The sequence below is a fragment of the Nostoc sp. KVJ3 genome, assembly GCF_026127265.1.
Taxonomy (GTDB): Bacteria; Cyanobacteriota; Cyanobacteriia; order Cyanobacteriales; family Nostocaceae; genus Nostoc.
Genome location: NZ_WWFG01000002.1, coordinates 2025063 through 2048224, shown reverse-complemented (window position 1 = coordinate 2048224; position 23162 = coordinate 2025063). Strand labels below are relative to the sequence as shown.

General features: G+C 41.2%; 16 protein-coding genes and 1 CRISPR repeat array. Of the genes, 8 read left to right on the top strand and 8 right to left on the bottom strand.

Annotation, left to right across the window (positions count from 1 at the left end):
• Window positions 1-55: 55 nt before the first annotated feature.
• On the top strand, window positions 56-841 hold the full coding sequence (locus tag GTQ43_RS24760; protein ID WP_265275361.1) for a DUF4058 family protein: 786 nt from the start codon (window positions 56-58) through the stop codon (window positions 839-841).
• 38 nt (window positions 842-879) lie between these two features.
• Here the strand turns inward: GTQ43_RS24760 and GTQ43_RS24755 are convergent, their stop codons facing one another.
• The 6 genes from GTQ43_RS24755 to GTQ43_RS24730 all read right to left on the bottom strand — a co-directional run bounded on the left by GTQ43_RS24755 (window position 880) and on the right by GTQ43_RS24730 (window position 7486).
• Window positions 880-1776: an SPFH domain-containing protein gene (locus GTQ43_RS24755; protein ID WP_265275360.1), complete on the bottom strand. Its 897-nt coding sequence runs from the start codon at window positions 1774-1776 to the stop codon at window positions 880-882.
• 56 nt (window positions 1777-1832) lie between these two features.
• Window positions 1833-1958, bottom strand: a complete 126-nt coding sequence (locus GTQ43_RS24750; protein WP_265275359.1) for a hypothetical protein — start codon at window positions 1956-1958, stop codon at window positions 1833-1835.
• 537 nt (window positions 1959-2495) lie between these two features.
• Entirely contained in the window at window positions 2496-4673 is a 2178-nt protein-coding gene (locus GTQ43_RS24745) for a substrate-binding domain-containing protein (RefSeq protein WP_265275358.1), read from the bottom strand.
• A 21-nt stretch (window positions 4674-4694) separates the two neighbouring features.
• A complete protein-coding gene (locus tag GTQ43_RS24740) occupies window positions 4695-5600 on the bottom strand; it encodes a DUF1822 family protein (protein ID WP_265275357.1) in 906 nt (301 codons plus the stop codon).
• The gene (locus tag GTQ43_RS24735; RefSeq protein WP_265275356.1) at window positions 5600-6334 is read right to left on the bottom strand and encodes a helix-turn-helix domain-containing protein; all 735 of its coding nucleotides are present in this window, start codon (window positions 6332-6334) and stop codon (window positions 5600-5602) included. Before GTQ43_RS24735 ends, GTQ43_RS24740 begins: the two co-directional genes overlap by 1 nt.
• A gap of 900 nt (window positions 6335-7234) precedes the next feature.
• Window positions 7235-7486 carry a hypothetical protein gene (locus tag GTQ43_RS24730; RefSeq protein WP_265275355.1) on the bottom strand — a complete coding sequence of 84 codons (252 nt, stop codon included), beginning with the start codon at window positions 7484-7486 and terminating at the stop codon, window positions 7235-7237.
• Window positions 7487-8127: 641 nt separating this feature from the next.
• Here GTQ43_RS24730 and GTQ43_RS24725 point away from each other — a divergent pair.
• On the top strand, window positions 8128-11139 hold the full coding sequence (locus GTQ43_RS24725) for a PAS domain S-box protein (protein WP_265275354.1): 3012 nt from the start codon (window positions 8128-8130) through the stop codon (window positions 11137-11139).
• A 310-nt stretch (window positions 11140-11449) separates the two neighbouring features.
• On the opposite strand, the gene GTQ43_RS24720 is transcribed toward GTQ43_RS24725, so the two are convergent.
• Window positions 11450-12481: a transposase gene (locus GTQ43_RS24720; RefSeq protein WP_265273632.1), complete on the bottom strand. Its 1032-nt coding sequence runs from the start codon at window positions 12479-12481 to the stop codon at window positions 11450-11452.
• An 89-nt stretch (window positions 12482-12570) separates the two neighbouring features.
• Between GTQ43_RS24720 and GTQ43_RS24715 the strand changes: the two genes are divergently transcribed.
• From GTQ43_RS24715 to GTQ43_RS24700, 4 genes are all read left to right on the top strand, one after another.
• Window positions 12571-12798 (top strand): hypothetical protein, encoded by a 228-nt coding sequence (locus tag GTQ43_RS24715; protein WP_265275353.1) that lies wholly within the window; start codon window positions 12571-12573, stop codon window positions 12796-12798.
• A 31-nt stretch (window positions 12799-12829) separates the two neighbouring features.
• A complete protein-coding gene (locus GTQ43_RS24710; RefSeq protein WP_265275351.1) occupies window positions 12830-12952 on the top strand; it encodes a hypothetical protein in 123 nt (40 codons plus the stop codon).
• Window positions 12953-13009: 57 nt separating this feature from the next.
• Window positions 13010-13150, top strand: coding sequence for a hypothetical protein (locus tag GTQ43_RS24705; RefSeq protein WP_265275350.1), 141 nt, complete (start codon window positions 13010-13012; stop codon window positions 13148-13150).
• Between the two features lie 33 nt (window positions 13151-13183).
• A CRISPR array of direct repeats spans window positions 13184-14662; the repeat unit is 35 nt; unit sequence CTTTAAACTTCTTCGGAAGTTGAACTAATGGAAAC.
• A 702-nt stretch (window positions 14663-15364) separates the two neighbouring features.
• Window positions 15365-17788, top strand: coding sequence for a sucrose synthase (locus GTQ43_RS24700; protein ID WP_265275349.1), 2424 nt, complete (start codon window positions 15365-15367; stop codon window positions 17786-17788).
• 157 nt (window positions 17789-17945) lie between these two features.
• Here GTQ43_RS24700 and GTQ43_RS24695 read toward each other — a convergent pair whose 3' ends face one another.
• On the bottom strand, window positions 17946-18389 hold the full coding sequence (locus GTQ43_RS24695) for a hypothetical protein (RefSeq protein ID WP_265275348.1): 444 nt from the start codon (window positions 18387-18389) through the stop codon (window positions 17946-17948).
• A 51-nt stretch (window positions 18390-18440) separates the two neighbouring features.
• Between GTQ43_RS24695 and pgmB the strand changes: the two genes are divergently transcribed.
• A complete protein-coding gene (pgmB, locus tag GTQ43_RS24690) occupies window positions 18441-21401 on the top strand; it encodes a beta-phosphoglucomutase (protein ID WP_265275347.1) in 2961 nt (986 codons plus the stop codon).
• 486 nt (window positions 21402-21887) lie between these two features.
• Entirely contained in the window at window positions 21888-23048 is a 1161-nt protein-coding gene (ssuD, locus tag GTQ43_RS24685) for an FMNH2-dependent alkanesulfonate monooxygenase (protein ID WP_265275346.1), read from the top strand.
• Window positions 23049-23162: the final 114 nt, after the last annotated feature.

The following is a 23162-nucleotide window of genomic DNA, read 5'->3' as shown; positions in this document are numbered from 1 at the left end:
TTACGCGATCGCAGATTGCTAGGATAAACAATAAGAATTTTGTCTTGTCAAGCTTATGCCCTCACCCTTTCCAGGGATGAATCCCTATCTAGAAAATCCCCAATTATGGCCGGAAGTTCATCATTGGATTATTACTTTTATTGCTGAGTTATTAATCCCACAATTACGGCCAAAATATAGAATCGCAATTGAAAAACGGGTATATCAAATAACAGATAGCAATTCTGTTTTAGTTGGTATACCAGATGTAACCATAGGACGATATTCAAAAGCTATAGAGAAAGAACCATCTAATCTTGCAGTGGTTTCAACACCTAGTAAACCGATAACAGTTAATATCCCGATTCCAGAGGAAGTGCGGGAAAGTTACCTTGAGGTGCGCGAAGTAGGTACACAGGAAGTAGTGACAGTAATTGAACTTCTCTCACCCAAAAATAAGCGGGCTGGAGAAGGTAGAAAAGCTTACAATACTAAGCGTCAAGAAGTATTTGGTAGTTCCACTCATCTAGTAGAAATAGACTTGCTCCGTAGCGGTGAACCTATGCCGATTTTGGACAATCAAATTAAGTCAGATTATCGAATTTTGGTTAGTCGCAGTCAATCACGTCCTCAAGCAGAATTATATCTTTTCAATTTACAAGCACAGATACCCACTTTTCTTTTACCTCTACGTAAAGGTGATACAGAACCATTAATAAATTTACAAGGCGTAATCCAGGATTTATTTGACCGCGCCGGATTTGATTTGGCTATAGATTACACTCAAGAACCAGTTCCGTCTCTTGGAGAAGCTGATGCAGTTTGGGCAAATCTATTATTGCAACAACAAAGGTTACATTAAATACAGTTACAGATAACTAATAGTTCAACACAGAGATTTTAAGGCTTTGATGTTCCTGTTTCTGGCTGAATCAGAATCGGTACTCCGCTCTTTTCTGAACCAATAATTACAAGCTTAGAATTATTAGATTGAGCTAATTTTTCTGTAGCTTCAATCGCTCGTAATTGTAGCACTTGGCTAGTAAGTCCACCAGAGATAATTTGTTGAGAATCAGCTATGCCTTGAGCTTCAATCCGTTTTCGTTCTGCCTCTTGACGCTCTTTTTCTAAAACAAATTTCATCTGCTGGTTTTCTTGCTCCGTCTTGAGTTTGTTTTGAATTGCGGCTTGTAGAGTATCAGGCATTTTGACATTTCTTAAAAGAGCTTCTTCAACGATGAAACCCAAAGCGGGTATCTCTTGGGTGAGTTGTTGGTCAATTTTTTGGGCGATTTCTTGGCGTTTGGTAGAGTAAATAGCGCTGGCTGGGTAATTTGCTGTGATGGCGCGAACAGTAGAGCGGAATCTGGAAATTACCAGTTGTGTTTCATCAGTTCCAATGGTTTTATATACTGTAGCCGCCTTCTGAGGATCGAGTTTGTATTGAAGACTGACATCAAGATTTAGGCTCAAACCTTCCTGGGATGTTGCATCGACGTTTTCCTTCACATCCTTAAGGCGAGTGGAAAAATTCAGCACCTTGCTAAAGGGGTTCAACAAGTGGACACCAGGATTAAGAGTAGTTTCGGAAACTTCGCCAAATAAGTTGACTACACCGACATTGCCGGGTGGTACAATCATGAAAAGTCTGGACATTGAATTAAGTACTGCAATACTGCAAATCAATATTGTAATTGCGCGTATTGCTAAACGTGACCTTTCGCTAGATATCCTGCCTGTATTGAGATAAACGAGAATTCCAATCAGGCTAGTTAAGAGAGAGACTATAAAGCCCATAAGTTTTTTCGTGTGGTTAAGACCGATATACTTAATCACATGATTCCCAGATGCTTTTATGAAATTAATACCATTTCAAGTTGGTTAGCCAATCCCAATCCATCGCAAGAATTAAAAATCCCTAACTGCAATCCTTTGTGAATAGCTTGCTTGAAAGCTTCCTTAAATTCTTCAATAGTCAAGCTATCTTGCTCATTTAGTTCAATCCAACCTATTCTTCATCCAAGTTCTTTACCCTTAGAATCACTAAAAATCCATCTTGTGAGGTACGTCTAAGAGGATGTTTGAAAAGTCCTCTTGTCGGTATCAAAAGTTTTAGATCCCACTAAATCCACGCCACGTACTTCAAGTCGGGGAACCCGCCCAACGCAGTGGCTCCCCTTAAAAAGGGGGACTTTAATTCGGTTCCCCCCTTTTTAAGGGGGGTTAGGGGGATCTAAATGTGCCTAAAGTCACAGGGAAACACTTTTCAGACATCCTCTAAGTTTCAAATTGACCTTTTTTTAATTAAAAATTAAAAGTTAAAAGTTAAAAGTTAAGAAGAAGAATAATTTTTAATTAATTAATTTTGGGTACAAGCCCCCACCTTTCGGGAATTAAAAATGCAAAATTAAAAATTAAAAATTTCAGAGAATCCCCTAAATTTTTAATTAATAATTTTTAATTTTTAATTGGAGCGAAGCGACTTGACGATCGCCATTGCTGTCTCCTTTTGTTCCTCAACGGATACGCACAAATCCAGCTTCATTCATCAGTTTTTGCCCCTGAGTTGTTAATAGCATATTGGCGTATGCCTCACCCGCTTGTTGCTCTAAACTGCCATTATTCTGCTTGACTATGACAAACATCTGGCGTGTAATTGGATACTCACCTGTTTTAAAAGCATTAATGTTTAACTTGTTCCGCAATTCTTTCGTACATTCAGCGGCTTTAATTAAAGGTTTGATGTAAGGAGCGACAAAACTGTTTCCTTGTCTGGCGATTGGCAGTGCCTTAATCTGACATTGGGGTACGACTTCTGGAGCCGAAGCGTAGTAAATACCACTGCGATCGCTAGCTAATTTTCTCAGGGCTTCTGTTGTATCGTTGACGTATACTACATTACTTCCTAGCTTTTCTTTACTGAGAATATTGTCAACTAAGAACTCAACAGTACCCGCATCTTCAGGGTGACGGGAGTAGGCAGTAATTTTTAAGTTCGGGCCACCAACCTGATTCCAGTTAGTTATTCTACCAGTGTAAATATCTTTAATTTGTCCTAAAGTTAGCCCGGAAATTTGCAGATCGGGGTGAACAGCGATCACTAATCCTTCCAAAGCAACTGGAATTTGTCTCAGACTAAATCCCCGTTGTTGAGATTGTTGATACTCTCTGTCTGCGATCGGGCGAGAAGATTGAGAAAAAGTTAGTTCTCCTTTCAACAACATCTGAATTCCCGTACCGGAACCTGGTGGTTCATTAATTGGAGAGGTATAGCGTAATTCAAACTGCTGCCGATGGGCTTTTTTGATTTCAGGATCTATATATTGTCGAATTGGTGCCCAAGATGTGCTACCACCATAAAACCATGTTCCTTCGGGGGCAGGTACGGAACTAAAATCGGAATTGACTTTTTTCCCAATTAAAGTTCCTTCGGGAGCAGATACGGAACTAAAATCGGAGTTGACTTTTTTCCCAATTAAATAAGCTACACCACTACCGACAACCACACCAACCAAACCAATTAATAACCAGATGTTTTTGTTTGGTGGATGAGTTGAATTATCTGGTTTGACGGGGGGTACTTTTGGTGGTGAAATTTCGCGCAATCCTTGCCAAGTCAACGGTTCCACATTAGCTTCAATACAAATTGTGGGCAACCAAATTGCACCGGGGTAATCAGATTTAAAATGTTCTAGGCGTTTGCGGGCTTTTTTAACAGAAGTAAACAGTGACTTATTATTATGGGTAAATTCTTTGAAAAAGTACCTTAAAAAATCTACCGCCACGGGGTCTGGGACAGGTTCTCGCATGACAATAACTTGAGGCAAATGTATTTGGGCAAGTTCGTTAGCTAATCCCAAACCATCACAAGAATTAAAAATTGCTAACTGCAATCCTTTCTCAATCGCTTGCTTCAAAGCTTCTTTAAATTCCTCAATAGTCAAACTCTCTCGATCGTTAAGTTCAATCCAACCGATTTGCCCATCTTCTTGACTGCCACTATGTCCGGTAAAAACAAAAATATGGTAGCCTTGTTCATCCCAAAGCGCATCACATAAATCCCGGCGGCTAGGCTTAATTAAACAATTTACTTCTACTCCATCTGTCTCTAAATCTTGAATTACCTTTAAATCATCTTTTGTATTAATGCCATCACTCCTACCAACAGCAACTAAAATTCTGACTTTTGCACTCTTAGGAACAAGCTTATTAATCTTGGGATTTAAGCTTTTAGGAGCGCTAAGGGCGACTTCGGCGTTGGGATAGTGTTCTTCAAATAAATTCCATGCTTGCCAAGGAAGGCGGCGTAAATTAATATCTTTAGCATCAATAATGACGCGAATTTCATCATTTGACTGATGCAATTGTTGGGCGATCGCAATTAATCTATCCCGAATCGGTCGCCACCTGCCATCAGAAGTATTCAGCCATTGGTTTAACTGGTCTTTGACTGCGACAGTATGTTCCGCGTGAGAATGAATTGTTACACTTATAGGTGTAAGACGAAACGTTGCACAAGAACGCACAGCTTCAATTTGACGATAGGCTGACTGCCACTCATTAAAGGATGATTCTAAATTTGGTGGTAGTGGAGGCAAAAATCCTTCTGTTTCTTCATCCAAGTTCTTCGCCGTCAGAATTACCAGAAATCCATCTGGTGAATTGCCTCTGAGTTTCAACTTGACGATCGCCATTGCTGTCTCCTTTTGTTTGTCTTAAACAACAAACTCTTCCATCAGAATTGTTTCCCCTAACACTATCTTGACACTGAATTTTTCCTCGTGTTGGCAGCTAAACTCTAGTTGCATCCAGTCATCTGCGCTTCTTGCTTGCACTTCCATACCAGTGTTTCCGGCTGCATCGAGGACAATCAGTTGTAAATTGGGCGGTAGATGAATAGCATCATCACCTGGATAAACCCGTAAGCGAATATCAAAAACTTCACTATCAGTAGGAGTTAATTGCAGCAACAACAACACTTGTGTTCCTAAGTCAAGTACCTTCGCCCGACTGATGGAGTTAGTTGCAGGGCGATTTATGGTACTACTGCTTCTGAAATTACTCGCAAGTACTAACTCTGGGGGTTGCCAATCTTGCTCAAAGATTCCTGTAACCCATTGACGCAGATTTATTAATAGGGAACGCCTATATACAATCTCAATCAGAGTATCAAGGGATTGTAGTTCTGCTATTTGGAGTATTTGAGGTGATTCAGTTGTCTCCCTTGCTGGGGCAAATCCCAGTAATTCTACATAATCTAATTGCTGACTAAACTGAACTGCTACATAACCAATTCGGTCTTGTGCGATCGTCGCAGGTAAAACTATGGCAACCTCACCCGGTAGGACTGGACGACATTCGAGTTTGCCAATCCCAGGCAATACTAAGTCAGCAATATCAAAAATCGCTCTAAAACTACGATGCCAGCTATCACCTTGATTTAGCGCTGTCTTTATATTTAGCCATTTGAGATAACTATGAACGGCATAAATAGCCAGAGTATTCAGATAAACTTGTTTTCCCTTTTGGGGGTTATCTTGCTCGGCGGCAAATTTTTCAGCCCAATGGTGGGCATTTTGGGGAAGAGGGACGCTTAAAACATTTGATTTAGTGTTAGTCATTAGTCATATCCGAAATTCATACCAATTTCTCTTAACAGGGGAAGACAATTTTTCTTCCAGTGAGAGTAAAGAGTTTGATTGCTTATATCTAACTCTCTAGCAATATCAGCGATTTTATGAGGTGGATTTTCCAAAAGTAAGCGCATTGCCAATAAGTGACAATGGCATTCAGGATTTTTACGGGGATGGCTAGCTGTTAATTTCCCTTCTTCATCTTGCTGAATGTATTGCCAGATGCGTTTACCAATACCTTGGCGCTCATTTTCCTGGATTTGGGCAATTTTGATATCCAGCAAATCTAAAGAAATAGTTGTTGATTGACGGTCAGGCAAGATATTCAGCAGCGTAGTTTCATCACCATCTTCGTTACGGGTTGGTCTGTCTAAACTGATGGTGTACTTGCTATCTGGCATATACAAATCTTTAATGCGCCATTTCAGATAGCCATTAATCCAGATTACTAGACTTTGTTGAAAGGAAGGCGATACTCCTTCCCTTCGGGACGCTACGCGAACGGAGTCACTTCGTGAACGCGCCTCAAATTCGCAAATCTTTCGACTGACCCATTCCCAAGTTTGATTTAAGGCTTCTAAATAGTCTTGGTGCCCAGACTTGTAGATACCAGGGAGTTGTTGAATAAGCATAAGCAGTCTATTTAATGCTTTCTGCCTCTCTGGACTGGGGTCTGGGTAGCAGCATACCTCATTAATAAGTTTTTGAAGTTGTTCATCCACAACGGTTTTGCTCCCAGGCTGCTGTGCCTGTTAATTACTTAGGCGAAAGACAACAAAGCTTTTGCTGCTTGAGTTTACCTGATTTTTTAATCAATTATTTATTGAGGATGTTACAAAATCAAAAAGTTTTGCTGTCACTAAGTAGTAATGCAAAATTAAATATACATTTGTCATTGCGAATGGAGTGAAACGGACGGAATGAAGCAATCGCAGTATCTAGACCTTGCGATCGCGAAGTGTGTCCGAAGGACTTATGCTTCATTCCGCTTTGCTCCATTCGCAATGACAATCTATTTGATAAATTTGCTTTCATTGGGATGCTCACATTGCAACTCTTAGAGGATGTTTGAAAAGTCCTTTTCTTAGTAGCAAAACGTTTTAGATCCCCCTAAATCCACGCCACGTGCTTCAAGTCGGGGAACCCGCCCAACGCAGTGGCTCCCCTTAAAAAGGGGGACTTTGATTCCAGTTCCCCCCTTTTTAAGGCTACGGTGTACACACATCTCTGTAGAAACCCAAAATCGTTGGAGATCCCCTAAATCCCCCGATAAATTGGGGGACTTTAAGAGACTTTTGCCCCCCTTGTTAAGGGGGGTTGGGGGGATCAAAAGCCTATGAGGCCACTCTCAAAGACTTGTGTGTACACCGTAGCTTTTTAAGGGGGGTTAGGGGGGATCAACAAGTGCCTAAAATCACAGCTAAATACTTGTTCATTCAACCTCTAAGAGACGCTCTGCGTAGCTTGCTTCCCCGGAGGGCTACGCTTTGCTCGCAATGACACAAAAATAGCATTAACCAAAAAAAACAAATTACATCAAAATCAACAGCCTGGGGCATTTGATGACGATGACTGGAATCAAAAAAAGTAAATTATACTACACCTATTTAAGTTACTTGGTATTAGACAGGCAAATCTTCTAGCCCTATCCATTCAGTGATAGATTGCCATTGACTTGCGTAAACAGTAGTATTAGTACGTTTTTCTTTTTGATTGTTTCTAAGTATTTTTCCCGTGACAGCTTTGGTAAACGAACTGGATTCAGACAAATTATAAACAGGCATTTCTTGCCAGCAGTGGCGACAAAACCAGTAACTCTCTGTGCCACGTATATGTTCTAAAAGTAAATTTGAACAGCAAGGACAGTAATTCATATTTTTTCAAATTAGGTTAATAAAAGTGTTATTGCTAATCAGGGCAGCCAGTTGAAAAACTTGATAAGTATTTAAAACGAGATGTTTATATTTTTACAATATAGTGAAAATATGAGGGATTTGTGAGAAAAGTTAAAACACTTAATAATATTACCTGATTTATACACATTTCTTAAGTAATGATCTCAGGATTGTTGAACTATTTTTCTCCAATATCCTCAAATTATCTTCAGTTGAAAGTCTTGCCAGAGGTTAATCGCAAACGTCGAAGGCACGAACTTGCTGGCGAGGTTCAGGAGCAATATTTTAATATTGATACTCATCAATCAATTTGAAATATTTCACCCTAACAACACTATCAATACCATCAATTAACTTAATTTTTTGAGACAGCAGAGCATCTATCTCTAATTTGCCAATAGAATAAGTTTATCGACTATAAAAGTCTATATAACTTCCTGGTTTCGTTACTAACTTGCATTGTATCCCATATATTAGGTCTTGTAATACTTACAGGGCATTTTATCAATATAGTTGATTGATAGTTGATTGATTTTAAATAGCATAAAAAGAATTTTTGATTTTTAACAATTCACTTAATCTAGCTACTGCTAGTTAATACTGATATTAAAAAGATTATTATGATTGACGAATTTCCCATAGGCTTCAACGATCGCCTGATTAACTTACCTGGCTTAAATCATGTTATTAATCGTTCCCCATTAACGATTAGTGCTGATAGTTTTGTAGTCGAAGCTATTGTCTTGATGAGTCGGGAAAGATGTATCAATTATGAACCTGTTATTTTAAACTCATCATTAGATTTAAACCCCGTAAATCAATCATTAACTGGTTGTATCTTGGTTGTGGAAGGAGGAAATTTATTAGGTATTTTTACACAAAAAGATGTGCTTAGGCTGATAGCTTCTGGAATAGACTTATCGACGGTGAGAATGTCTGAAGTGATGACGCAGCCAGTAGTTACCCTTAGACAATCAGATTCTCAGGATATTTTTATTGCCTTATCGTTATTGCGTCAGTATCAGACTCACTATTTACCAGTTTTGGACGATCGCGGGCAATTGCTAGGAATCATTACTGAAACTAGCTTATTACAAGCCTTTGACCTGATAAAAATGGTTGGGATCATTGAAGGTTTACAGCAATATTTACAAAAATCCACAGATGAATTCAGGCAGGTTAATCAGCCAATTGAGATAGAGCAAGTGCGCTGCCAAATTCAAAATAACTTGAGAGCATGGGTTGATGCAGAATTGGCAACATTGCGCCAAGCTTATGACGAGTTAGAACAACAAGTGGCAGAACTTGTGATGTCTAACGTCCTATTGCAACAAGAAATTAGCGATCGCCAACGTGTAGAAGTTGCATTAAGACAGAGCGAAAACCTCTATCGTCAACTTGTGGAAAGCCAAACAGACATCATTATCCGCATTGATTTGCAAGGGCTGATTACCTTTGCCAATGTAGCTGCTTGTCAAACCTTTGGCTGGAAACAAGATGATTTTCGTGGCCTGTCATTTTTACAGTTTTTTCATCCAGATGACTTGCCTAAAGTAATGGGAAATATCACAGCTTTAGCATCTTCATCCTGTACTTTAAGCAATTGTGAGCAACGGACATTCACCGTTAATGGTATCCGTTGGTTTCAATGGAGTGCGATCGCAATTCATAATCACAAAGCAGAGATTGTTGAAATCCAAGGGGTAGGCAGAGATATTACCGAATATAAACAGGTAGAAGAGTCACTGCGCCAGAGTGAAGCGCGATTGAGTTTAGCTACCGAAGCAGTTCAAATGGGTATATGGGATCGTGATTTGATCGCCAATACTACTATTTGGTCTGCCAATATGGGGCCACTTTATGGTCTGCCTAGTAATACCTTGTGTCCAAACTTTGAAGACTATCTCAATCTAATCCACCCAGAAGACCGCGAATTTGTGGCAGCAAATATAGCTCAGATGATTGGGGAAGGCAAAGAATCTATAGAATATCGGGTTATTTGGCCCGACGGCAGCCAACACTACTTAAGCTGCAAAGGTCAAGTCTACTATAACGAAATTGGTCAGCCGATTCGGATAATCAGTACAAACCGCGATGTGACTGAGCGTAAGCTGGCGGAACAACAAATCTCCGAACAAGCTGCCCTACTTGATATCGCCACCGATGCCATATTAGTTCGAGATTTCCAATCTCAAATTTTATTCTGGAATAAAGGTGCAGAGCGGATGTATGGTTGGCTTTCTACAGAGGTTATAGGAAAAAACCTCCAGGAGATTTTGTACCTACCCGGAACTGAACAGCAATTGCAAGAACCCCTCAAAAGCGTCATTGACAATGGCTCGTGGCAAGGTGAGTTACATAAAGTCACGAAATCCGGTGAGGAAATTTTTGTAGAAAGTCGTTGGACATTGATGCGCGATCCCAAAGGAGAACCCAAATCCGTCTTGACTGTTGACACTGACATCACCCAAAAGAAACAACTCCAAGAGCAATTTTTTCGCGCCCAGCGATTGGAAAGCCTTGGTACTCTTGCAGGTGGCATTGCCCATGACTTAAACAATATATTGACACCAATTTTGGCAGCGGCTCAATTAGTACAGGGAAAATATTTCCAAGACAACGAGCATTCTGAACAACTGCTAGGACTTATAGAAAGCAACGCCAAACGTGGCGCGGCTTTAGTGAAGCAGGTCTTGTCCTTTGCGCGAGGATTTAAAGGAGAGCGGACAATTATCCAAGTCAAGTACCTAATTTCCGAAATTATCCAAATTGTTAAACAGACATTTCCCAAATCTATTGAATTTTCCACAGTTATCCCAGAAGACATTTGCGCGATCGCTGTTGACACCACACAATTACATCAAGTATTGATGAATTTGGTAGTAAATGCCCGTGATGCTTTACCAGACGGCGGCAATATCAAAATTTCTGTGGAAAATAAGTTTATTGATGAAGCTTATACCAGAATGAATCTCGATGCCAAAGTTGGGCATTATATTGTGATTACCGTCGCTGATAATGGAATTGGCATACCACCAGAAATATTAGATCGAATTTTTGAGCCATTTTTCACCACAAAAGGGGTCAATGTCGGTACAGGGCTTGGTCTTTCAACAGTGCTAGGCATCATTAAAAGCCACGATGGTTTTATTAAAGTGTCTAGCAATGTTGGCAGAGGCAGTAAATTTGACCTATTCTTACCAGCAGTGGAAGCAACTCTAGTGTTTGAGAGAGAAGACGTAGATGTGCTACCAGGAGAGGGAGAACTGATTTTAGTTGTAGATGATGAAGCCCAAATTCGGGAGATTGACAGAATTATTCTTGAAAACCATAACTATAAGATACTTGCTGCCAGTAATGGCATAGAAGCGATCGCCCTCTATGCCCAACACAAGCATCAAATCAATGCCGTATTGATGGATATAATGATGCCGGAGATGGACGGAATCACCGCTATTCGCACCTTGCAAAAAATAAACAACCAGGTTCAAATTATTGCCTGTAGCGGACTAAACTCAATGGAAGTCTTTGGTCAACGGGCTGATGCTAATGTGCAAGCAGTTTTATCAAAACCCTATACAGCCAGAGAATTGTTGAAAACTTTACACCACCTATTCAGAGGGAGTGAGTAGAGACGCAATACATCGCATCTCTATACAAGGTTTTTGGTCTTATCCGAGCAGTACTAGTACCGCAGGGCGGAATTAAAAATTAAAAATTAAAAATTAAAAACGAATACAGCATGAGGGTTTCATTGATTTGGAATGGGTGGTTTATTTCCGCCGCACTGTACTAGGTTTTTTGGTGTTGGCAACCTATGCCTGGGTGAATTATAGCGATCGCAATCTCTGACAACCAAGGCACAAGCATAAAAAAACTGGTGAACGAGTAAGTAAGTGAGTCAAATTAAATTAGAACTTACGCATTGACAGAAAATTGATACTATGTATTCAAATTCAAATTCTGCGCTAAATGTTCCAAAATAAAGTCACGAGCTACTTGGAGAGACAGATTCCTTTGGATTTCATACCAATTTTCAATCAAGTCTTCTGCCCGCATTAATTCTAATTGTGTGAAAGCGCGAATTGCACTAAAAAAGTGAGTCTTAATAGCATCGGTTGTTCTAACCATGAATCTTCCAATGCCACATACTTGTTTAATAGCTCTGTGGTAACACTCAATCCCCCAATGAATTGAATGTAGCTCTTTAAATTCTGTTCTGGAAATTGAGTTTAGTGTATCTTTTTCAGGGATATACATAATGTAATATCTTTTAGTTTCGTTTTTGAAACTTTTCCGAAATACTTTTACCTGACCAAAATTCTTTAGATACACTATTAAACCATCTTCGGGAATTTCTAAGTTTTGGACTTGGGTAAAATTTTTACCATCAATGGAACATGAGCGATTTTTAGCTACCCCAGTTAAAAACCCTAATCCCTTGTTTTTCAGTAACTTCAGGTTTTTTTGACTGGAATACCAAGCGTCAGTTGTCATTGTTTTAGGCTTTAAACCCCAATCCATTACCTCAGTAATCATTTCTCGTAAATAATCATTTTTAGTCTTGTTATCTTGTTTGTTATAAATGCGATAATTTACAGGTACAGATTTACCTGAACACTCGGTGTAATACAAGGTAATTAACTGAACTCCCTTAACGGCACGATGATGTCTACCTGAATAGTAATAACCGATTAAATCTGTTATTTCCGGGTCACTATGAGGCTTATCAATTACCGTATCATCTCCACTTAAAGTACCTCCAACTAGATTGATATTGGGCTTGATTTCTTCAAATAAGTCCTTGGGTTCGTACCGTTCACGTAGCAAAAATCTATTGACGCTATCATGAGATAAATTTTCCATTATCTCTGCCAGACGTGTGCAACCTGGATACTTTGATTCTGCCAGTAGAAACAGAGTATAAGTGTTCAAGTCACATTTAGCGGTTGATGGTTTAGTAATTGCTCTGATTGTCCGAACCCTAAACACAGCCAAGTAAATTATCTGTTTTTAACGCCTCTGGTAACTAGCGGTCGCTGTTTTTTTTCTGCATTCTCCTTATGCACTTTTTGTCTTGCTTGTCAATGCGTAAGTTCTATAAATATAAAACATTGCTTACCGAACAACTCAAATCAGGGATTGTGATTGCCGGAACACCTGTTTATCCGGGTAAAGGTGTGTTGCAAGGTGGCGTGCTTTCTGGTGCTTTAGCTAATTTATACCTGAGCGATTTTGATCGGAAATGTCTGCGTCACGGCATGAATTTAGTTCGATACGAAATATCTTAAGCACTGGGAGGAGAAGTTACAAATCGAGACGATGCACCCACACACAGGTCATAAAGTAGCGTATCGTCGTTGTATAGAATTGCAGGTGCGCGAATATATTGCTTGTTTGACTGGTGAGGTTGAAGTCTATCGTCCAATGACTTGGCAGAAGTAAAACTGGAAAATAGTTGTTGATTTACTGTTTTAATTGACTTTTCGTGGGATAGACACAATGGCTGAAACCCTGATTCTCTCGTTCTATCCCACGAAAAGCACTCTACTTATGGGTTTGATGCCTCTTGATGATGAACTTATTGCCAAGAATTATCAATTATTTCGGAAAAAATTTGCATCCCACGAAAAAGTGCTGTAGACTTGTTGCTGGGTAAGGCTTTCAGCGACTACCCTTTAAACTTCTTCGGAAGTTGAACTAATGGAAACAGCGCACGAGTCGCAGTTAGGCCAGTCTTAAGAGAAACTTTAAACTTCTTCGGAAGTTGAACTAATGGAAACTTTTTCTCTTCTTCATTCTCTTGTGGTTCTTCGCACTTTAAACTTCTTCGGAAGTTGAACTAATGGAAACAATTTGAGAAATGAAAAACACGTAAGTCAACCAACGTGCTTTAAACTTCTTCGGAAGTTGAACTAATGGAAACAAAATGCAAGCAGCGAGAGAAGCCCCAAAAATCCAACTTTAAACTTCTTCGGAAGTTGAACTAATGGAAACTTTACTATCCTGCTCATCAACTAACTTTATTGTCAGATCTTTAAACTTCTTCGGAAGTTGAACTAATGGAAACTCATATGTTTCTGTTTCTGATAGAGACAGATATATTCTTTAAACTTCTTCGGAAGTTGAACTAATGGAAACAAGTGTTTCCTCCTGCACTCCCGTTTATTCCGAAACCGCTTTAAACTTCTTCGGAAGTTGAACTAATGGAAACACTGGGCAGTTTGCTTGAATCAATGGCAAAATCAAAGTCTTTAAACTTCTTCGGAAGTTGAACTAATGGAAACCATTACCTATTGGCATTGGGTAAAACTGAGGAGTTTTTTGAATCTTTAAACTTCTTCGGAAGTTGAACTAATGGAAACTAACCCAAAAGCCTGTATTAATAGTCTGTTGAGTAGTTCTTTAAACTTCTTCGGAAGTTGAACTAATGGAAACGCTCAGAACGTAAACTTCACTATCCTGTCCCAAAACTTTAAACTTCTTCGGAAGTTGAACTAATGGAAACGTCATAGCAACTAATTCAAGTGATGTTTGAGTTGCTAAAAAAACTTTAAACTTCTTCGGAAGTTGAACTAATGGAAACGAACGGGATTAGAAGTTGCGCCTCTGCGACTTCTACTTTAAACTTCTTCGGAAGTTGAACTAATGGAAACTATATCGCAATCAATGTTTGGAAAATGAATAACAACTTTAAACTTCTTCGGAAGTTGAACTAATGGAAACTTGTAAACAAAACTTCATAGCCTTGTTCACCATCTCTTTAAACTTCTTCGGAAGTTGAACTAATGGAAACGTTGGTGCTGCTACTGCTGTCGGTGCTGCTACTGCTTTAAACTTCTTCGGAAGTTGAACTAATGGAAACTTTGTACCAAACCTTCTAGCCGAGGCAAAAGTTCCTTTAAACTTCTTCGGAAGTTGAACTAATGGAAACTAGAGTTCGATGGGGCTTACGTGCGTCTGTTTATAGTCTTTAAACTTCTTCGGAAGTTGAACTAATGGAAACCCTTGAGCAGTTGCACCGACCTGAATTTCTTCAGTTTCTTTAAACTTCTTCGGAAGTTGAACTAATGGAAACTACGGTAGGTAATGATGTCTGAGCCATTGAAGGTAAGTATGTCTTTAAACTTCTTCGGAAATTGAAATAATGGAAACCCGAAGGTGGTTAGTGTAAAAAGACTGAGAGGATGTTTTAAAAGTAGTTAGCTGTGACTTTAATCGAATTATTACCCCCCTTAATCCCCCCTTATAAAGGGCTGCGGTGTACACACAAGTCTAATTACCCCCCTTAATCCCCCCGATATATTGGGGGGAAACCGGAAAATCCAGTTCCCTCCCCTTTATAAGGGGAGGGTTAGGGTGGGGTAATTCGAGGACTGGTAGTGATTCGATAACTTGTGTGTACACCGTAGCTTATAAAGGGGGGAAACAAGAAAATCCGGTTCCCTCCCCAATATATCGGCTACAGTGTACACACAAGTCTTAAAATTCCCCCTAGTACTTGGTTTCGTCATCTAGCAATAGGATTGTGCGATCGCTCACCTGAGCTTGTCATTGCGTTCGCGAACAGCGTCTCGTAGAGAGGAGGAACGACGTTTGCGCAGCGTGTCGTAGACAAGCAATCGCATAAACTATGAGATTAAGGGATTACTTCGTTCCGCTATCGCTTTTCATACTTATAACTCCAAACTCCCTCATCCCATTGATTTGAAGTTTTCGCACTCTTTCATCCCAAAGCTAGACGCGAGTATTCTAGATAGTTACCTACTATTGGAAGGAAAATGTACCTCATAGAAGCTGGAGACTAGGACAAAAAAATGAGGTCGTGGCCTAGCCAAAGTTTTGGAATTCGTCATCATGTATGAACTAGTTCAAGCTGTTTTCAACGGTGATGAAAAAACTGCTCTACATCAGTTGATTTCTACGTTGAGTGCTTCAGGTAAGCATTATTTTCTGAGAAACGAGATTTTGCAAGCTTTTGCCGATTACTGTCATCAATCCCAAAAGCCAGCTTATTTTTACCACTCTTCTTCTGTTGGCAAACTGATACAGTACACTCACGAAATAATTATCGAAGAGGAAAATACTTGGTTCGTGGTTCGACCCAAAATTGCTAACCAGGAAGTTTGGCGACTGACAGCCGATTTTAATAACTTCGAGCAGATGACACCGCAAGTACTGCTAGATGTAAGAGATCGCTTAGTCAACCGCTACCAACCCGACATCCTCGAAATCGACCTCCACCCCTTTTATGAGGGTTCTCCAAGAATCGACGATCCCAGAAATATTGGTCAAGGTTTAGCCTTCCTTAACCATTACCTGTGCAATCAATTGTTGACTGACCCCGAATATTGGGTAGAAATGCTGTTTAAAGCATTACAGGGCCTAAAAAACAATGGGGTTCGCCTACTGTTTAGCGATCGCATTCCCTCCGGTATTGAGTTAGCCAAACAAATTAAGTTAGCACTTAATTTGCTAAATGAGCGATCGCCTGATGAACCTTATGAAAAATTCCGCTTCGACCTCCAAAAACTCGGCTTTGAACCGGGTTGGGGTAACACTGCGGCGCGAGTTTCCGAAACCCTAGAACTCCTCGACCGACTCATTTACTCCCCAGAACCTGGCATATTAGAAGCATTTGTAGCTCGCGTCCCCGCCGTTTTTCGCGTCGTTCTCATTTCCATTCATGGCTGGGTTGGACAGGAAGATGTTTTAGGAAGAGATGAAACACTCGGTCAAGTTATCTACGTCCTTGAACAAGCACGTAGCTTAGAAAACGAACTACAGGAACAAATTAAACTCGCTGGACTAGACCAGCTAGGCATTAAACCACATATAATTATTCTGACTCGGCTAATCCCCAACTGTGAAGGAACATTTTGTAATCTGCGTTTAGAAAAAGTTCAAGATACTGAGAATGCTTGGATATTGCGCGTTCCTTTTGGTGAATTCAATCCAGAAATCACTAACAATTGGATTTCTAAATTTGAGATTTGGCCTTATTTAGAACAATTTGCCATAGATGCAGAAAAAGAATTACTAGCTCAATTTAAAGTCAAACCTAATCTGATTGTTGGTAATTACAGCGACGGTAACTTAGTAGCCTTCCTTCTATCTCGCCGGATGAAAGTTACCCAGTGCAACATTGCTCATTCTTTGGCAAAACCTAAATATCTATTTAGTAATTTATATTGGCAAGATTTAGAAGAACAATATCATTTCTCCGTACAATTCACCGCCGATTTGATTAGCATGAATGCCGCCGACTTCATTATCACATCGTCCTATCAAGAAATTGTTGGCACACCCGACACAATAGGTCAATATGAGTCGTATAAGTGGTTTACAATGCCACAGTTGTATCATGTAGTTGATGGCATTGATTTGTTTAGTCCTAAATTCAACTTAGTGCCGCCGGGAGTAAATGAGAATATTTTCTTTCCCTATAGTCAAAAAGAAGACCGAGATTCTCACCTTCGTACACAAGTCCACGATTTACTATTTAGCCGCGAAGACCCCCAAATCTTTGGTAACTTAGATCGCCCTAATAAGCGACCAATCTTTGCCGTTGATACCATTACTTCAATCAACAATCTCACTGGTTTAGCTGAATGCTTTGGTAAAAGTCAGGCGTTACAAGAACGTTGTAACCTGATTATCTTAAGTAGTAAACTGCATCCAGATGAAGCTATAAACCCACAAGAAGCAGAAGAAATTCAAAAACTCTACGACATTATCGATCGATATCATCTCTCTGGCAAGATTCGCTGGGTGGGGATGCGTATCCCTAGTATTGAACTCGGCGAAGCCTACCGGGTAGTTGCAGATTCTCAGGGAATTTATGTCCATTTTGCCCGCTTTGAATCCTTCGGCCGGAGTATTTTGGAAGCGATGATTTCTGGTTTGCCTACTTTTACTACTCAATTTGGCGGTTCTTTAGAAATTATCGAAAACCAAGAAAACCGATTTAATGTTAATCCTACGGACTTAGAAGAAACAGCAAAGAAAATTTTAGATTTCATTGAAAAATGTGATATTCATCCTGAGTATTGGTACGAAGTCTCAGAATGGATGAGTCAACGAATTCATAATCGATACAATTGGCATTTGCATAGTAATCAATTACTACTGCTTGCAAAAATGTTTACTTTTTGGAACTTTGTGGCTCCAGAAAATAACGAAGCCAGAGATCGCTATATGGAAACCTTATTTCATCTCATTTATAAACCTAGAGCCGAAAAGATTTTAGAAAAGCACATGGGGGTAATTCGTAATTCGTAATTCGTAATTGGGAGTAGATTGGAGATTTTGAGTCTATAAAGAAGGGGAGTTATACCAATTTAATGTGAAGTTGCACATATCTTGATCCCCCTAAATCCCCCTTAAAAAGGGGGACTTTAATTCCGATTCCCCCCTTTTTAAGGGGGGTTAGGGGGGATCAACAAGTGCCTAAAATCACAGCTAACCACTTTTCAAACATCCTCTCAGATACTTGTTCATCCACCTCGGAACTCCGTTCATCCGCCTCAAAACTGGATGAATCCACCTCGGAACTCCGTTCATCCGCCTCGGAACTGGATGAATCCACCTCGGAACTCCGTTCATCCGCCTCGGAACTGGATGAATCCACCTCGGAACTCCGTTCATCCGCCTCGGAACTGGATGAATCCACCTCGGAACTCCGTTCATCCGCCTCAGAACTGGATGAATCCATCTCGGAACTCCGTTCATCCACCTCAGAGCTGGATGAATCCACCTCGGAACTCCGTTCATCCACCTCAGAACTGGATGAATCCACCTCGGAACTCCGTTCATCCACCTCAGAACTGGATGAATCCATCTCGGAACTCCGTTCATCCACCTCAGAACTGGATGAATCCACCTAAAAATCTCCAACCCAGTCCCAATTACGAATTACTAAATTCTCCATTCTATGCAAACAAAAGACCGTTCTCGCCATTTTATTTACACAGACTGGATATTAATCGAAACCCAGTTTGACCCTGACCAATTGCAATCTAAAGAAACCGTCTTTACAATCGGCAATGGATACTTGGGAACAAGAGGCAGTTTTGAGGAAGGATATCCTCATGCATTACCCGGTACTTTTATCAATGGTGTCTACGACGATGTGCCAGTGGTGTACACTGAACTGGTAAATTGCCCTGACTGGCTACCCTTAATAGTAATTGTGAATGGCGATCGCTTCCGTCTCGATCAAGGTGAGATATTAAGCTACGATCGCCAACTCGATCTCCGTCAAGGACTACTCACCCGTGCTTTACGTTGGCGTTCTCCCAGTGGGAACACCATAGACATTAGCTTTGAACGCTTTGCTAGTCTTGCAGATCCCCACATTTTGGCGCTACGCTGCCAGATAACGCCAGTAGATTTTGATGGGTTAATCGAAATTCAAGCTAGTATCAACGGCTATCCCGAAAATCAGGGTTTCAATCACTGGGAAGGACTAGATCAAGGCAAAACAGACGAAGGAATCTGGTTACAACGCCGTACCCGCCACTCTCGAATTGAACTTGGGATGGGAGCAAAGGTAACAATATTAGGCGCTGAAGCATCTTTGCAAGTCAATACTGCACCTGGTTATCCAACCTTAAGTACTAACTTTTTGGCGAAGGCGCAACAGACTGTAATAGTAGAAAAATTAGTAACAGTTTTTACCTCACGGGAGATTGAAACCCCAGTCTCAGCCGCTCAAGAAAAACTCGCCCATCTACCAGATTTTGCAACCCTCCTAAAAGCCAATGAGGAGGCATGGAATGACGTTTGGCAACAAAGTGATATCCTGATTGAGGGAGATAGCAAAGCTACTTTTGCCGTTCGCTACAACGTATTTCAACTGCTGATTGCTGGCCCGCCAAATGACGATTGCGTGAGCATTCCGGCTAAAACTCTTTCTGGATTTGGCTATCGCGGTCATATCTTTTGGGATACAGAAATTTTTATGCTGCCCCTATTTCTGTTTACCCAACCAGCGATCGCTAGAAACCTCCTCAGTTACCGTTGGCACACCTTACCAGGAGCTAGACGCAAGGCAGCCCATTACGGCTATAAAGGGGCAATGTTCGCCTGGGAAAGTGCTGATAGTGGAGATGAAGTAACACCACGTTGGGCACTGGGAAATGATTTTTATGGTGAAGACGTGCGGATTTGGTGTCGCGATCGCGAAATTCATATCAATGCAGATATCCCTTACGCCGCTTGGAATTACTGGCAAACTACTGGTGATAATGAGTGGATGCAAAAGTCTGGTGCAGAGATAATTTTGGATACTGCAATCTTCTGGGCTAGCCGGGTAGAATTTAATCCTGAGCGCCAAAAGTATGAAATTCGGGGAGTCATCGGAGTGGATGAATACCATGAACTCGTCCACAACAACGCTTTTACAAACCGGATGGCGCAATGGCATTTAGAGAAAGCGATCGCAGTCTATGATTGGTTGGTTCAAAAATTCCCCGAACGAGCTAGAGAATTAGAAGAGAAACTGCAACTCACCGCCCAAGAGCGAACGCACTGGCAAGATATTATTGACAAAATATTGTTTCTCTATGACCCATTAACAGAACTCATTGAGCAGTGCGAGGGATTTTTCCACTTAGAAGATATAAATTTAGCAGACAATGAAAAGCGCGATCGCTCCATGCAAGCTGTCCTAGGTGTCGATCAAACAAACAAATATCAAGTAATCAAACAGCCAGATATATTAATGCTTCTTTATTTAATGCGAGAATCAGCAGATTTTCCCTACAGCGAAAGAGCATTGCAAACAAACTGGGACTACTACGCACCCCGCACCGATATTACTTATGGTTCCTCCCTTGGCCCAGCAGTTCATGCCATCTTAGCTTCCGATTTGGGCAAATCCACGGAAGCTTATAAAGTATTTATGCACGCCTTAATGGTGGATCTTGAAGATAACAGAGGTAACACCAGCGATGGAATTCATGGCGCTAGTGCTGGCGGCATTTGGCAAGCTGTAATTTTTGGATTCGGTGGCATCCAAATCACCGAAAATGGCCCCATAGCTAACCCTCATCTGCCTGATGGCTGGACGCGCCTAAAGTTTAAACTGCATTGGGACAATAAATGGCATGACTTTGATTTGCATCGGGGATTGGGTATGGTGAGAAGGGAACAAGGAGACAAGGAGACAAGGCAGATAACGCAGATAACCAATGCCCAATCCCCAATTCCCAACATCCAAGGATTTATCTTTGATTTAGATGGTGTGCTGACAGATACAGCAGAACTTCATTACCTAGCTTGGAAGCAATTAGCAGATGAAGAAGGTATACCATTTAATCGGCAGGACAACGAAGCGCTGCGGGGTGTATCTCGTCGTGCTTCTCTGATGCTGATTCTTGGGGATAGACCATATTCGGAAGCACAAATCCAAGAGATGATGGAACGTAAGAATCGCTACTATGTGGAACTGATGCAAAATATGACATCCAAGGATTTGTTACCAGGTGCGATCGCTCTTTTGGATGAACTGCGACAAGCTGGGATTAAAATCGGCATTGGTTCAGGTAGCAAAAATGCCCGCACAGTGATCGAGCGATTGGGTATTACTGACAAAATAGATGCGATCGCTGACGGTTATAGTGTAGAGCAACCCAAGCCAGCCCCCGACCTATTTCTATACGCAGCCAAGCAGCTAGGAATCGAACCAGAACAATCTGTAGTTGTAGAAGATGCCGCAGCTGGCATTGACGCGGCTATAGCTGCTGGGATGTGGGCAATAGGACTTGGCCCTGTTGAACGAGTTGGAGCCGCTCATGTTGTTTTACCTAGCCTAGCAGGTATCAAATGGACAGATTTAAGAGCCAAATTAAGTGACGTTGCCAAACAAAAACATTCAGGTACTTCCAAATAAAATTTATTTAAACTAGGACTAGGGCGTGTTTTCAAACTTGCTCGTTTAGCCTCCTAACTTTTTAGATCCCCCTAAATCCCCCGATAAATTGGGGGACTTTAAGAGACTCTTTGCCCCCTTTTTTAAGGGGGGTTGGGGGGATCTAAGACTTTGAAAACATGCCCTAGTACCGCAGGGCGGAATTAAAAATTAAAAATTAAAAATTAAAAACGAATACAGCATGAGGGTTTCATTGATTTGGAATGGGTGGTTTATTTCCGCCGCGCTGTACTAGTCCTATAAACGAATAAAAGGGTGAAAGTCCCCATTCCCAATTTTTTCGATCGCAAACTTATTGAACACGGTTTAATATACATTGGTTTGATAGAAATACCGTAGTTTTAGAAAAAACTTCTTGCTTGTTTAAGTAGAATATGTGATACTCTAAAACTATAAACAAAGCACGGTATTTCTATCGTTTTACCGTAGTTTATAAGGACAGGACTCATGCAGCTACTATGGTTCATCCCAACCCACGGCGACGGACGTTACCTTGCAACTGCTACAGGTGGACGGGCAGTAAGCTTTCCCTATCTGCGACAGATTGCCCAAGCAGTGGATGACCTTGGTTATACAGGGGCATTGCTACCCACGGGGCGTTCTTGCGAAGATGCTTGGATAGTAGCGTCAACGCTACTATCACTAACGCGACAAATGCGTTTTTTGGTAGCGATTCGTCCCGGCTTGGTATCACCTGGAGTAGCGGCGCGGATGGCAGCGACTTTCGATCGCCTCTCTGGTGGACGCTTGCTGATTAATGTCGTGACAGGAGGCGATCCCGTAGAGTTAGCGGGAGATGGCTTGCATTTAGATCACGATCAGCGCTATGAATTAACAGATGAATTTTTGACAGTATGGCGAGCGATCGCTAGTGGAGAACAAGCTAATCTTCAAGGCGATTATCTGAATATTCAAAATGGAAAACTGCTGTTTCCACCTGTTCAAAAGCCGTATCCACCCTTGTGGTTTGGCGGTTCTTCTCCTGTTGCTCAAAAAATCGCTGCCAAGCACATAGATGTCTATCTAACTTGGGGCGAACCACCGGCACAAGTAGCTGAAAAGATTGCATCAGTTCGCAGACTTGCTTTATCAGAAGGCCGGACTTTGCGGTTTGGGATTCGCCTACATGTGATTGTGCGCGAAACCGAGAGTGCAGCTTGGGATGCAGCCAATGATTTGATTAAATATGTAGATGACGAAGCGATCGCTAAAGCTCAAAAAGCTTATGCGCGGATGGATTCAGTTGGGCAACAACGCATGACTCAATTACACCACGGTAATCGTGAGGCATTAGAGATTAGCCCGAATCTGTGGGCGGGAGTAGGTTTGGTGCGGGGTGGTGCGGGAACGGCCTTAGTCGGCAATCCCCAAACCGTAGCCGCCAGGATCTTGGAATATGCAGATTTAGGTGTTGAGTCCTTTATCCTCTCTGGCTATCCCCACCTAGAAGAAGCTTATCGAGTTGCAGAACTTCTATTTCCCCATTTGCCCTTAGAGAATCTGCCCACAGTGGAGAAGCAACATGTCTTAAGTCCATTTGGCGAGATTGTGGCAAATGAAGATTTCCCTAAGCAGCAGCATAATCAGAAAGCCACATCCATATCCTAGTAAAGTTTAGAGTACTGGGAATTGGGCATTGGGGATTGGGCATTGGGCATTGGGGAAGAAACTTCTTAAATAATTCCCCCTCATCTCCCTCATCCCCCTTGTGCCCCATGCCCA

Coding starts and splice junctions, on each gene's coding strand:
- GTQ43_RS24705 (WP_265275350.1), top strand. CDS start 13,010: ATGGCTGAAACCCTGATTCTCTCGTTCTATCCCACGAAAAGCACTCTA.
- GTQ43_RS24700 (WP_265275349.1), top strand. CDS start 15,365: ATGTATGAACTAGTTCAAGCTGTTTTCAACGGTGATGAAAAAACTGCT.
- GTQ43_RS24730 (WP_265275355.1), bottom strand. CDS start 7,486: ATGAATTACTGTCCTTGCTGTTCAAATTTACTTTTAGAACATATACGT.
- GTQ43_RS24715 (WP_265275353.1), top strand. CDS start 12,571: ATGCACTTTTTGTCTTGCTTGTCAATGCGTAAGTTCTATAAATATAAA.
- GTQ43_RS24725 (WP_265275354.1), top strand. CDS start 8,128: ATGATTGACGAATTTCCCATAGGCTTCAACGATCGCCTGATTAACTTA.
- GTQ43_RS24745 (WP_265275358.1), bottom strand. CDS start 4,673: ATGGCGATCGTCAAGTTGAAACTCAGAGGCAATTCACCAGATGGATTT.
- GTQ43_RS24760 (WP_265275361.1), top strand. CDS start 56: ATGCCCTCACCCTTTCCAGGGATGAATCCCTATCTAGAAAATCCCCAA.
- pgmB (WP_265275347.1), top strand. CDS start 18,441: ATGCAAACAAAAGACCGTTCTCGCCATTTTATTTACACAGACTGGATA.
- ssuD (WP_265275346.1), top strand. CDS start 21,888: ATGCAGCTACTATGGTTCATCCCAACCCACGGCGACGGACGTTACCTT.
- GTQ43_RS24740 (WP_265275357.1), bottom strand. CDS start 5,600: ATGACTAACACTAAATCAAATGTTTTAAGCGTCCCTCTTCCCCAAAAT.
- GTQ43_RS24755 (WP_265275360.1), bottom strand. CDS start 1,776: ATGGGCTTTATAGTCTCTCTCTTAACTAGCCTGATTGGAATTCTCGTT.
- GTQ43_RS24710 (WP_265275351.1), top strand. CDS start 12,830: ATGCACCCACACACAGGTCATAAAGTAGCGTATCGTCGTTGTATAGAA.